The organism is uncultured Campylobacter sp., from assembly GCF_937997405.1.
Lineage (GTDB): Bacteria > Campylobacterota > Campylobacteria > Campylobacterales > Campylobacteraceae > Campylobacter_B.
Map to the genome: position 1 here is coordinate 1 of NZ_CALKTL010000073.1, position 12,077 is coordinate 12,077.

General features: G+C 46.7%; 10 protein-coding genes. 7 read left to right on the forward strand and 3 right to left on the reverse strand.

Going from position 1 to position 12,077, the window contains the following annotated elements; genetic code table 11:
• Positions 1-37: 37 nt before the first annotated feature.
• From rpmI to Q0372_RS03630, 3 genes are all read left to right on the forward strand, one after another.
• A complete protein-coding gene (gene rpmI / locus Q0372_RS03620; protein ID WP_298102696.1) occupies positions 38-211 on the forward strand; it encodes a 50S ribosomal protein L35 in 174 nt (57 codons plus the stop codon).
• Positions 212-309: 98 nt separating this feature from the next.
• Positions 310-666: a 50S ribosomal protein L20 gene (gene rplT, locus Q0372_RS03625; RefSeq protein ID WP_005871091.1), complete on the forward strand. Its 357-nt coding sequence runs from the start codon at positions 310-312 to the stop codon at positions 664-666.
• Between the two features lie 129 nt (positions 667-795).
• Entirely contained in the window at positions 796-2,757 is a 1,962-nt protein-coding gene (locus Q0372_RS03630; protein WP_298102673.1) for an autotransporter domain-containing protein, read from the forward strand.
• 443 nt (positions 2,758-3,200) lie between these two features.
• On the opposite strand, the gene Q0372_RS03635 is transcribed toward Q0372_RS03630, so the two are convergent.
• From Q0372_RS03635 to selA, 3 genes are read right to left on the reverse strand one after another with little or no spacing between them, the layout of a single operon-like run.
• Positions 3,201-3,914, reverse strand: a complete 714-nt coding sequence (locus Q0372_RS03635; protein ID WP_298102676.1) for a histidine kinase — start codon at positions 3,912-3,914, stop codon at positions 3,201-3,203.
• Between the two features lie 51 nt (positions 3,915-3,965).
• Positions 3,966-5,786, reverse strand: a complete 1,821-nt coding sequence (gene selB / locus Q0372_RS03640) for a selenocysteine-specific translation elongation factor (protein ID WP_298102679.1) — start codon at positions 5,784-5,786, stop codon at positions 3,966-3,968.
• The gene (gene selA / locus Q0372_RS03645; protein WP_298102681.1) at positions 5,779-7,389 is read right to left on the reverse strand and encodes an L-seryl-tRNA(Sec) selenium transferase; all 1,611 of its coding nucleotides are present in this window, start codon (positions 7,387-7,389) and stop codon (positions 5,779-5,781) included. The genes selB and selA overlap by 8 nt, the downstream gene beginning before the upstream one ends.
• Positions 7,390-7,555: 166 nt before the next feature.
• Between selA and Q0372_RS03650 the strand changes: the two genes are divergently transcribed.
• From Q0372_RS03650 to Q0372_RS03665, 4 genes are all read left to right on the forward strand, one after another.
• Positions 7,556-9,238, forward strand: a complete 1,683-nt coding sequence (locus Q0372_RS03650) for a 4Fe-4S dicluster domain-containing protein (RefSeq protein WP_298102684.1) — start codon at positions 7,556-7,558, stop codon at positions 9,236-9,238.
• Positions 9,238-10,107: a molecular chaperone TorD family protein gene (locus Q0372_RS03655; protein ID WP_298102687.1), complete on the forward strand. Its 870-nt coding sequence runs from the start codon at positions 9,238-9,240 to the stop codon at positions 10,105-10,107. Before Q0372_RS03650 ends, Q0372_RS03655 begins: the two co-directional genes overlap by 1 nt.
• Before the next feature lie 252 nt (positions 10,108-10,359).
• Positions 10,360-10,557: a twin-arginine translocation signal domain-containing protein gene (locus tag Q0372_RS03660; RefSeq protein WP_298102690.1), complete on the forward strand. Its 198-nt coding sequence runs from the start codon at positions 10,360-10,362 to the stop codon at positions 10,555-10,557.
• Between the two features lie 10 nt (positions 10,558-10,567).
• Positions 10,568-12,077 (forward strand): molybdopterin-dependent oxidoreductase (locus Q0372_RS03665; protein WP_298102693.1); only part of this gene is annotated, 1,510 nt, incomplete at its 3' end.

Consider the following 12,077-nt stretch of genomic DNA (forward strand, 5'->3'; position numbering starts at 1 on the left):
GGTAAAATTTCAAACGAAGAGTTTCTGCGCTTTTTGGATGCGCGGTGCCGTCAAGCGTTTTAAAGCGGGCAAAAACAAGATCAAAAGAGGCTCGGCGTTTCGCAGCCACATTTTGACGAAGATGTCTCAAAAACGCAAGAGGAATTTGCGCGAGGCCCAATACGTTGATTCTACAAACGTATCTGCGGTTAAAAAAATGCTTTGCAAATAGTGCGAAGTTAGTTTTTGACGAAAGTCATTCAAACTCCCCTAAATTTATGGGTTTTAGGGCAAGATCCCCAAAGGGACGCCGATTAAGAAAGGATTAATATGGCAAGAGTAAAAACGGGCATCGTTAGACGCCGCCGTCACAACAAGGTGCTAAAGCTTGCGCGCGGATTTTATAGTGCAAGACGCAAACATTTCAGAAAGGCTAAAGAGCAGCTAGAAAGAAGCCTCGTTTACGCCTTCCGTGACAGACGCGCGAAAAAACGCGATTTCCGCAGACTTTGGATAGTGCGCATCAATGCAGCTTGCAGGCTAAACGACATCAGCTATTCTAAATTTATAAACGGACTTAGAAAAGCGGGCATCGAGCTTGATAGAAAAATTTTAGCAAATATGGCTATGAACGACGCCGAAGCTTTCGCAACCGTCGCAAAGAAGGCAAAAGCAGCATTAAAATAAGCTTTAAAATTTGGCCGTCTTTAAGGCGGCTAAATTTTTAAATTTCGACAAAGCTTTTAATTTTAAAAGCGCGTCTGCAAATTTGTCGAAATTTAAGAATTTGGGTAATTTTATTTGAGGCGGTGCAGAATGCTAAAGTCTTTGAAAAAAATCGTATCTCTTGTGCTTGTCGGTGCAGCAGGGTTCGGCTATGCGAGCGAGCAGAATTCCTGGGGCTATGCAAACGCGCAAAAATCACTTTCCAACAACACTTCCCGTTCCGATATAATGAGCGCTGCGGATAGCTTGGGTGCGAAATTAAGCAGGCGCGACGCGGCTAGCGATAGCTCCGCGAGTGAGCAGTACGAAAACTCATTTCGTATCAAGCTCGAGTACGCAAGGGGCTTTGCCAAAAAGGGCTCCTATTCGGGCAGGCTTAATAATCAGCGCGTTATGATGCCTGCGTTTCGCTGGACGGGCAATAGCGGCGTAAATGCCGAGTTTTGGAACGGCATTACCAATATAGGCGGCGCGCTGGTTCCTTATGTGGCTTTTGGCTCTTACGAGGCGGCGATACCGGGCGATCAAACCACGCAATATCTGGTCAGAAGAGAAGAAGACGCAGTTCAGATGAAGCGAAATATCGCGGTGGGCATATCAAATTTAGGCTATACCTATACTAAAAATTCTACTAGAAATCTAAATTTAGTCTATGCCGATATCGATAATTTCGTAAATTTCTACGGCAGAGAAAATATCGCAGGATACTTTATCGACGAAGTTAATACCGAAAACAATCCCGCAACTATCGCCTATATGGCTAATATCTACAATTATATCAAGACTAAATACCCGGGAATGCTCGTTTTGGCGAACAACGGCTGGGGCGTGCGCGACGCCATAGCCCCTTACGCGGACGTCTGGATGCTGCAAGAAGTAAGCGCGGACGAGTATATCAACCGCTATCGCGCCAGAACCTCGGAATTTGAAAAAGACCCCGTAAATTCCTCTAAAATTCTGCACGTCATATACAACGCAAGACCAGATCAATACGACGAGATCATAAGATTATCTCGCGAGCGCAACGCGGCAAATTTATTCATCACCTCCGATACGAACCGCTATCCTGGCGGATACGACGATCTGCCGAGCTATTTTGAGGCGCTGATGCTGGCGATCAATAACTTCACGCCTAAAAACGGCAGCCTGTTTTCGCAGGTCGCAAGAGGCGGCAACCGGGTAGGCATCGAGATGCCGCGCTCGAAGGTCGATCTGGATCTTACAAAGCTTGCAAGAAATTCCGCTTATAAAAATTTAACCGATACCGACGGGCAGGAGTTTAACGTAAACGTAAGCGCGATTGGAAACTACGGCGGGGATTACAAAGACCGCTCGGGCGGCGTCAAATACGATCACAAGAGCGACGGAATTTTACTCGGAGCCTCCAAGAGAGTGGATGATCTTACGCTGGGCGTGATCTTTGGGTACCAAAAATCAGACGCTTGGTACGAGGGTAAATTCGACGGTGTCAAAGAAAACATCAAATCCTACGAGCTCGGTCTGGCGGGCAGATACGATTTTAACGAAAACGCGGATCTGGCGGTAAATTTAACATATTCGACGAACGATCATAAATTTGAAACCAATAACGGATTCGGCGCTATCCACGGCGCGAAATACAAGTCGCAAATTTGGGATTTCAGCACCAGAGCCGGGTACAAATTCTTATTTGAAAGCGGCTACATTAAGCCATATTTGGGGCTTGGAGCGATTAGGGTGGACGAGGATGCGATATCCAGGCTTAAATTTAGCTCCGCTTCAAAAACCGCGCCAAACGGCACCGCGGGAATTTACGCAATCAAAGCTTTTGGCGATCTGCAGATATTCGCAAATGCTGAGTACGAGCATCGATTTAGCGGTGATTCGTATCACGCAAGCAGAAAGTATTCGGACAGATACGACGTGGAAGGGCTTGATTATTCTAGCGGCGTGTTTAACGGCGCGATCGGACTGAAATATAAGATCCTTCAAAGCGTCGGACTCAGCGCATCGTACGAGCTAAGCGAGAGCAAAAATAGCCTGGCAAGAGCCGCTTTCGACGTGGAGTTTTGATTTTAATCGGACGCAGCCCAAGATAGGCAGCTTGAAGCACGATTGCAAATTCCCCTTTGCCGCGAAATTTTAAAATTTAGGTCGTAAGATTTTTACTCGCATAATTTCTACTTTGAAATTCCAGGTAAGACCATTTTTGCGCCGTTTTGGATGCGAAGCGACGAGATAGAATCGCTGCCGCGGAATTTTGCGCGGACGCTGGGATTTTTTAAAATTCTAAATTTTGCCCGTTTATGACTTTGCGGATCGCGTTTCATACGTAAGAGATTTTAAAATTCTATGCGCGGCGCAACTACGAAATTTTTTAAAAGCAGCGGAATTGTAAGAACTCCAAAAGGGCAGCATTCATAAATTCGAGGTAAAATTTAGATTGATTGAAAGCTGCCAAAATTGGGTGAAAGAAGCGAAATTTTGCGGATCGCTCCGCAAAATTTTAAGAGAGATTATTTTAGCTTGTCTAGTTCGATGATGTAAGGCACCGAGTTTACCCCCGCACCAAAGTATTTGGCAGCTAGGGCTTTTGCAGCGTTTAGCTCGGCAGCACTTACGTCTTTGGCGCCTGCTTTGTTATCTTCGGCGTAGTATTTTCTAAAAATCGCTATCTTTTGCTCGTCGGTTTTAGCATTTTTGATCTCTTTGTAGATGAGTGCGGATTTTGCGTGGCCGTCATCGCCGTGAACGGAGGTCATGACGATATCAACATTGTTATTTTTTAGTGTTTCTTCGATCCTTGCCATCTCTTTGCGGCAGAATGGACACAAAGCGTCCGTCAGCATCAAAATCGTAGGCTTTTTGGGATCGTTTCCTAGCTTGATGATATTGTCTTTGCTCTCTGCTTTGAAGACTTTACTTAGCTGTCCTGCGATGCGGTCTTGTTTGATCTGCTCCTTATAGACTACGCGTTTTTTAGGATCGATGATATCGGTAAAGATCAGATCGCCTTGGGTGAAAATGATCTCCTCTTGCGACATATTGCCTTGAGAGATTTTTAAAACGACCGCTTCAACGCCTTTTGGCTCGCTAAGTGGGATGCGCTCGGCGACCTTTATCTCGATGCCTTGCGGTGCGCCGCCGTAGATAGATAAAATTTCGCTGTCGCTTAAAGCCGCGTTTAGGCTCGCTGCGAGCGCAACTGAAGTTAAAATAGCTTTTTTCATTTTTTTCCTTTGCAAAAAATTCCGCGCATTGTAGTGCAAAATTTTAAATTTTTACTTTTTCAAATAGCGTTTATTGTCGATCGTCGTGATATTTCCCATCTTATCGAGGTATTCGAGGTAGCAGATGACGAATTTCCTGCTAAGTCCTAGCTCCTCTTTGGCGTTCGTGACGTTTACGAAGCCCTCTTTTTCGATGATTGCGTAGAGGCGCTTGATCGCCAGGGCTAAATTTTCGGCCTCGACGAAGAGATTATGTGCGAGACGGACGACCTTTTTGGCGTATGTTAGCTTCTTTAGCGCGTCATCGCCGCTTTCGCGGTCGATCTCTAGCTCGTCGTAAATGTTATACGGCGCAAGCGGCGCGATGCCGCCCTTTTTGATGAGATCAAAAATTTTACTCTCCAGGCCCTGCTTAAGCGCGTCAAAATCCACCCCCGATTTTACGTAAACTCCGCCCTTTTTGGAGACGATGCCGCTCCGCTCAAGCTCGCTAAGCGCGCGCACGGCAAGATCTTCGCTGGCCCACGAGAGCTTTAGGGCGATCGAGGCGGGCGAAAAAATCGCGTAGTCGTTTTTTGAGACGATAAATTTTATGAGGCTTTTTACGTCCTCGATCGCGCTTAGATCGTAAACGCATAAATTTGCTTCGTCAAAATACGTCCCTTCTATGCCGCGCGCGATCTTTGCCGCTTCGTCGTACTCCATTCCGAAGCGCTGATACGCCGAAAATAGCCCGAATCCATGCTTGTGAAAGAGGCTTAAAATTTTAAACGCTTCGGTGAAATTTCGCTTCAAAAGCGCGGTGAGAAGTACGGCTTTGCTCTGCTTTTTTAGCGGCTCGACTACGGCGTTTAGCACACGCCCGCCGCCGATTACGCGCGAGTTTGCCAAGCAGACGAAGGGCTCGCCGAATTTCAAAAACATCGTTTTGTCAAATTTAAAGCTCACGAGCTTCTCGCCGCTAGGAAGTTCTTTTAAAATGAGCGCTTTTGCCGCGCTTTGCTTGCTTCCGACGCAAAACAGCATGTCTTGGTTGTGTGAAATTTCGCCGCTAAAGGTGCAGTCGGCTTCATTAAAGCCGCGGAAAAAGCCCTTTTTACTTAGGATTTGCCCTTTTTGCAGCTCACTCGTTTTGGCATCTAAACTCAGCGCGACGCGGTTTGGAGCCTGCGCAAGCGGCGTATCCTCGTCGTGTATCTGCACGCTTTTGACGTTAAAAGCTTTACCCAGATCGCAGTTGTAAAGCTTCTCGCCCTTTGAAATCGCGCCATTAATGAGGCTGCCCGTTACGATGGTGCCGAGCCCCTTAAGCGAAAAGACGCGGTCGATGTAGTAGTGCACCACGCCGCCTCCTTGGCGCTGCGCGGGCTTGATATTGAAAAGATAGTTTTTCAGCTCGGCGATGCTTGCGGGATCTTTGATACTGATAAAAAAGGTGTTTAAAATTTGCAAATTTTTAAATTTGCAGATGTATTCCTTGCACTGTGCCGCGACCTCGGATCTGCGCGCGTCGTCAGCAAGATCGCACTTGCTGATACACAAGATCACGCTTTTTACCCCGAGCAGCGATAAAATTTGAATATGCTCGCGGCTTTGCGGCATCAGCCCGTCGTCCGCGGCGACTACTAGCATCGCAGCGTCGAAGGCATACGCGCCGCTAATCATCGTCTTTACTAGATTTTCATGCCCCGGAACGTCGATGAAAGCGACGTTGGTATCCCCCGAGCGCAGATGGGAGAAGCTAAGATCGATCGTGATGCCACGCTGCTTTTCGCTCGGCATTCGGTCTCCTTCAAAGCCGTTTAGCGCCTTGATTAATGCGGTCTTTCCGTGATCGATATGGCCTGCGGTGCCGATGATTACGCTATTCATAAATTTCTCCGATCTTCTTTATTAAATCTTGCAAGTCGCTTTTTAAAATCGATCTGAAATCGAGCAAAAATTTATCATCCTCGATCCGCCCAATTATGCCCGCAGCGCGAAATTTTGCCTGCGTGCTCTGTGGATCTGCGCCATCTAAGATCGCAAGCGCGACGCTTGGGTAGGAGGCGCCGGGCATCGTGCCGCCGCCTACGAAGGTAGTAGTAGGCACGATCTGCGATTTTACGCCGATACGCGATCGCACTAGCTTCGCTCTCTCACGCAGCTCGTTCAGGCTCAGATGGATCTGATCTATCGTCGTGATGAGGTGAAATTCTTTATTTATATACGCCTTGATCGTCTCGGCAAGCAGGCTTAGCGTGATCTTATCCACGCGCAGCATTCGCAGTAGCTGGTTTTTGCGCAGGCGCGCGATAAGCTCGCGATCCCCTAAGATGATGCCGCACTGCACGGAGCCGAAAAGTTTGTCGCCGCTAAAGCTGAGCAGCCGCACGCCGCTTTTTAAAAGCTCAAAAATGGATGGTTCGCTTTTGCCTAGCCCAAATCCCAGCTCGCTTACGTAGCCGCTTCCAAGATCGTAATAATCGATGATCTCGTTAAAGTTTTCCGCTTTCTTCATGCTAAATTTTGCAGGAGCAATCTTAGAAGCTTTAGCGAAAATTCCGTTCTCGCCGTCTTCATGAAAACGCTCGCTCTTTTCGGACGACTCGCCGCTATTTAAATTTAGAGCATTCGCAGAAGCTGCCGCTAAGCTTAAACCATTTGGCGCGGAATTTAAAATTTTGCCCGTCGCATCCGACGAGCCGCTACAAAGATCTGCTAAATTTTTAAAATTCGCCGCTCTGAGCGCTAAAAATTCCTCTTTTTTGCGTGTCGCTTTTCGCGCTAAAGCCGCAACTTCCGCAGCGCTTACGCTAGAGCTGAAGCCTGAAATTTTAAAATTTGAGCGGTGCACCTTCATCAAGATTGCCGTATTTTCATTGATCGCTTCTTCGTAATCGTCCGGCTTGGTTTTGTTCGTAGTGCCGATCTCCACAAGCTTTGCGCCCGAGTTTGCCATCACTTCGCTTACTCGAAAGCTCCCGCCGATCTCGACTAGTTCGCCGCGGCTTACCACGACTTCGCGTCCGCGAGCGAAGGTATTTAGCACCAAAAATACCGCCGAGGCGTTGTTATTGACCACGAGCGCGTCCTGCGCGCCGAAGAGCTCGCTGCACAAAAGCGCTATGTAGTCGTATCTGTTGCCGCGCGCGCCCTCAGATAGGTCGTATTCTAAATTTGAATATGAGGTGATGATCTTTTGCGCGCGGGCTAAAATTTCGGCGCTGATGACGCTGCGGCCGAGGTTTGTGTGCAGCACGACGCCGGTTGCGTTAATGAGCGGTTTAAGACTTAGATTTTGAAATTTTTCGTAGTGCGATCTGATGCGCGCGATGATCTCACTTTCGCTTGCGAGCTCGCCTCCTTGCAGCGCCTCCCTGCGTGCCTCTTCGATGAGCTCTTGCGCGATTTTGATGATTTGCGGGCGGAGGCAGTTTTGAAACTCCTGCGCATTTGCGATTTTATCGATTTTTGGTAGTTTGATTCGTTGCATTGCGACCCCGATGCCTTAAAATTTAGGCGATTTTATCATTTAAAGCTTTGATTTTGCTTTATCTATAGAATTATTAATTTAAATTCGATTTACTTTAAGTGCAGAATTTAAAAGCTGTTTAGAAAATAAGAGTAAAACCCGCCTAATTATCAATTTAGGATAGATTATGAAAGAACATGGATTTTACGCCGCGGGGCTAAAAGATGTCGTCTTAAGCGACGATATCGAAATTTGCGGCGATGAAGAGGAGGCGAAAAATGAGGAATTTATCGTTGCGAATTCGCCGAAATTAAAAGCGCAAATTTATGCGCCCGAGATAAATTTTTATATAGAAAATTCCGCAGATGAGCCGCTTCAAATCGCTAAAAACGTAGATATTTTGTATCGCGCCAAAGATATCGCCTTCGACGGCGCGCTAGATAGTGACTATCAAAAGCCCGTCGGCAAAAACGTGATTCTCGCCTGTGACGAGCCGCGAGAGGATCTTGTGAGGCTACTTAGGCAGCACGGATTTAAGGTGATCGCGTTAAGCAGGGCTGAGATAAAGTTCGTCTACGGCGAGATTGGCGATCTTTCGGTTACGATTTTAAGCGAGCGGGATGAGGTTGAGACTGAGGCGGATTTTTTCTTGATTAGCGGCGCGACGCCCTATCAGCTACGACAAAGCGGCTGCTACGAGATCTCGGGGTTAAAAAACGATGAAATTTTAAAAATTTTAAATTCCAAAAGCCCGGTTTATCATTATAAGAATTCCACGATCTTCGATCCTGCGATCTGCCAGTATCAAGGCAGGCGAAATGAGCTGCGAGCGCCGTGCGTGGAGGTTTGCCCTACAGTGGCGATTTTGAAAAACGACGAAAAGCGCGAGCTAGTATTTTCGCACATCGACTGTATAGGCTGCGGCGCGTGCGTGAGCGTCTGCCCTAGCGGCGCGCTAAAATTTGCCAAGCTGCCTCAAAGCGTATTTGGCGAGATCGCAAAGCTCTATGCAGGCAAAATTCCGCTTCTTATCGCAGAGAGCGAAATCGCGTCCGCACCCGCAGTGCAGCTTCTGTGCGGCGTGCTACCGTTTGGAATTTTCGGAAGCAAGCAAATAGATGAGGTAAATTTGCTAAGCGCGATGCAAGAAAGCGGCTCGAGTGTGATCGTTTACGGCGCGGACGTGGGCGAGGGCACGCGCGAGGCGGCGGAGCTTATAAATGGAATTTCGCGCGCGATCTACGGCAAGGACGCGGTATTTTTAGCGCGAAATTTAACCGAGCTGCAAGAGGCGCTAAAGTGGGCGCAAAGCTCTCAGCCCTGGGCGTTTGGCTTAAACGAACAGGGCCTTAGCAAGAAAGAAATTTTCTCAAAACGCGTAAGCGCGATGGTTGGCGAGGGCAGCTTCGGCGCTGTAAAAAGCGGAGAGTTGCTAAAATTTGGCAAAGTAAGCATAAACGAAGCAAGCTGCACGCTCTGCCTTAGCTGCGTGGGCGCCTGTAATACCGGCGCGCTGTATGCCGACAACAGCGACAATTCAATTAAGCTCAATGCCTCGCTTTGCACGACGTGCAACTACTGCGTGCTAAGCTGCGCCGAAAAGGATACGATCGAGCTTGAGCCTTGCGGCGTGGAGCTTGAGCCGGGATTTTTTAATTACAAAATGCTAGCTAAAGATGAGCTTTTTAAGTGCATTGAATGCGGTAAGGAATTTGCGACGAGCAAAGCCGTGATGAAGATCGCGGATATGATGGGCGCACATTTTGCAAACGAGCCTGAAAAAATGAAGACTCTTTTTTGCTGCGGCGATTGCAAGGCGAAAATAATGATAAAAAAGCAGATAGAAGATGCTAGAAAAGGGGCGATGTAATGGATGCAAATTTAATCAAAGCAAGAAGCTACTACTATGAATTTTTTGCAATTCCGTTTTTTTTCTATGAAACGGATGCGAAATTTAAGCGCTGGAAGGAGCAGCTGGAGTTTTTACGGAGCTCGCCCATCGTGTCTAGCGATGAGGCAGAATTTCAAAATTTAGCGAAATTTGACTTTGCGGCATTTAAAAGCGAGCAAAATTCCGTACTTTTTGATTTTTCATACGCCAACGTGCCGATGAGTGCGAGCTTCTACGACGAAGGACGCGACGACGGGCGTATGCGTGTCGCAGTAATCGACGTGCTAAAAAAGAGTAAATTTCGCCGCAATATGGAGCTTTGCAAAGAGTGCGAGGATTATGTGGGATTTATTTTTTACCTGCATTCAACCCTACTTCGCAACGCAGCCGCAAAACACAGCGCGGTTTTAAACGGACAAAATTCCGTGATAAACGAGCAAAATTTTACGAATAGCGCGAGCTTGACGGCGCAAGACGGAAAAAATTCTGTAGATTCGCATGGCAGTAAAAATTTTACAGGTCCGCAGGACGGCAAAAATACCGCGAACTCGCAATGCGTTAAAAATTTCATCAGCGCACAAGACGGCGAAGCGCTAGCGTTAGAGCTTTTTACAAATGTCACCAATAGCTTTGTGGATGAGTTTAGCGAGCTTTTGTGCGGGCATGTGCGGGCGGATTTTTTCAAATCTTTAGGTGCGCTGATGAGAAGCTTTTTTGCACTAGAGCGCTCGCTTTTAGCGCTTGCTGCTCCGCAAAAGAAAGATCGCAGCGTCGTTAAAGAAGCGATCAAAAAAGGCGGCTATCAAAATAAATTTACCAATCCGGAAGATATTTTTGATCTGGATTGATAAATAAAATTTTTAACGGAAATCTTAACGCGAAAGCAGAATTTCGGTTAAATTTTAAACTTGCAAGCTTGATTTTTGCGAGTAGTTTTTTAGTTAGAACTTTATATTTTGAATTTTAAATAAAATTTAAAAAGTAACTTAAAATTTAATTTCCATCTCACTGCCTTTTCGTTATAATTCATTAGACTTAAATCCTGTAACAGGCGTTACTACAATAAAAGATTTAAAGCGATTTCTTCACAAAGGAAAACCATGGAGAACAAACGCAGGGATTTTCTTAAAAAATCTCTAAAAATCGGCGCAGTAGGTGCCGTGGGCGTTGCCGCGTCTCAGGCTCTAGCAAAAAATGAGCAGGACTATGGCGATACCGTTCGTGGCAAATCACCGAAAAAAGAGGTGCTTTACTGGGAGAGTGAAGCGTGGAAAAAATACTATAAAGTAGCTTACTAGGAGAATTTTCATGAGTGAGAATGCGATCGGAAGGAGATCGTTTTTGAAACTCGCCGCTTTAGGAGCGAGCAGCGTAGCTGCGTTTGGCGAAAATAATACGCTAAGAGCTGCTACTGAGCAAGAGATCAAAAACCCATTTCCAGGTTCCGTTATGAAGCGAACGATATGTTCGATCTGTTCCGTAGGCTGTGGTATCGAGGCTCAAGTGGATGAGAGCACCAATACCTGGATTCGCCAAGATATGGCAGTAGATCACCCGATCTCGCAGGGCAGTCACTGCTGTAAGGGAATCGATCAAATCGATCTAACCAAATCTAAAATGCGTCTTAAATATCCGCTCAAAAAGGTTGGCGGCAAGTGGGAGCGCATCAGTTGGGAGCAAGCCGTTAACGAAATCGGCGATAAAATGCTTCAAGTCCGCAAAGAGGACGGTCCAGATAGTGTAGTATTTCTGGGTTCGGCTAAATTTTGCAACGAGCAGGCATATTATTTTAGAAAATTTGCAGCCTTCTGGGGTACGAACAGCAACGACCACGTAGCCAGAATTTGACATAGCGCAACAGTCGCCGGTGTGGCGAATACTTGGGGTTATGGAGCTATGACAAATCACGTAGGTGATATGGCGAAAAATTCTAAAATGATCCTTTTCATAGGTGCGAATTCTGCGGTTGCAAATCCAGTGGGAGCTATGAAGCACGCTCTTCAGGCTCGCGATAGAAACGGCGCGAAAATCGTTGTAGTTGATCCAAATTTTACTAGAACTGCAGCTAAGGCCGATATGTATATTAGAATTCGTCCGGGAACCGATATAGCGTTTGTGTACGGAATGCTGCATCTAATCTTTAAAAACGGCTGGGAAGATAAGGAGCTAATAAAAACCAGAACCTACGCTGTAGAGGAGATTAGAGCCGAAGCTGAGAAGTGGGATCCTAAAGAGGTAGCCAATGTCACCGGCTGCAAAGAAGAGGAGCTGATAGAATTTACGAGGATGTTCGCTACCACAAAGCCCGCTACTTTATGCTGGGCTTTAGGCATTACACAGCACTCGATCGGAAGTTCAAATACTAGAATTTTGGCTCTTTTGCAGCTCATACTAGGCAATATGGGCAAGCCAGGCGGTGGCTGCAACATCCTTAGAGGTCACGATAATGTTCAGGGTGCTACCGATATGTGCAATCTCTCCGATAGCTTGCCTGCGTATTACGGGCTAGCCGATAACGCTTGGAAGCACTTCTGCAAGGGCTGGGGCGTAGATTACGAGCAGTTTATTAAAAGATTTGCCGTATCTACTAAGCAGCCACACGAAAAGCAGGGTGAAAAAGTGCCTGGTACGAATTTTACCGAGTATTTTCACTACGATCCGAGCATCGAGCAAGATGTGATAAACTGGCGCAACGAAAAGGGCTTTTCGCTATCTAAATGGTGGCAGGGCGTTTTGAAAAACGAGCCCGTTTTAAGTAGTGGTAACGTCCGCGTCCTTTGGGTGCAAGGCACAGGAATTACTTCTATGGCTCATGTTC

What these genes read in the sequence shown, in the direction of transcription:
- rpmI (WP_298102696.1), top strand. Translation starts at nt 38, where the DNA reads ATGCGCGGTGCCGTCAAGCGTTTTAAAGCGGGCAAAAACAAGATCAAA.
- rplT (WP_005871091.1), top strand. Translation starts at nt 310, where the DNA reads ATGGCAAGAGTAAAAACGGGCATCGTTAGACGCCGCCGTCACAACAAG.
- Q0372_RS03630 (WP_298102673.1), top strand. Translation starts at nt 796, where the DNA reads ATGCTAAAGTCTTTGAAAAAAATCGTATCTCTTGTGCTTGTCGGTGCA.
- Q0372_RS03635 (WP_298102676.1), bottom strand. Translation starts at nt 3,914, where the DNA reads ATGAAAAAAGCTATTTTAACTTCAGTTGCGCTCGCAGCGAGCCTAAAC.
- selB (WP_298102679.1), bottom strand. Translation starts at nt 5,786, where the DNA reads ATGAATAGCGTAATCATCGGCACCGCAGGCCATATCGATCACGGAAAG.
- selA (WP_298102681.1), bottom strand. Translation starts at nt 7,389, where the DNA reads ATGCAACGAATCAAACTACCAAAAATCGATAAAATCGCAAATGCGCAG.
- Q0372_RS03650 (WP_298102684.1), top strand. Translation starts at nt 7,556, where the DNA reads ATGAAAGAACATGGATTTTACGCCGCGGGGCTAAAAGATGTCGTCTTA.
- Q0372_RS03655 (WP_298102687.1), top strand. Translation starts at nt 9,238, where the DNA reads ATGGATGCAAATTTAATCAAAGCAAGAAGCTACTACTATGAATTTTTT.
- Q0372_RS03660 (WP_298102690.1), top strand. Translation starts at nt 10,360, where the DNA reads ATGGAGAACAAACGCAGGGATTTTCTTAAAAAATCTCTAAAAATCGGC.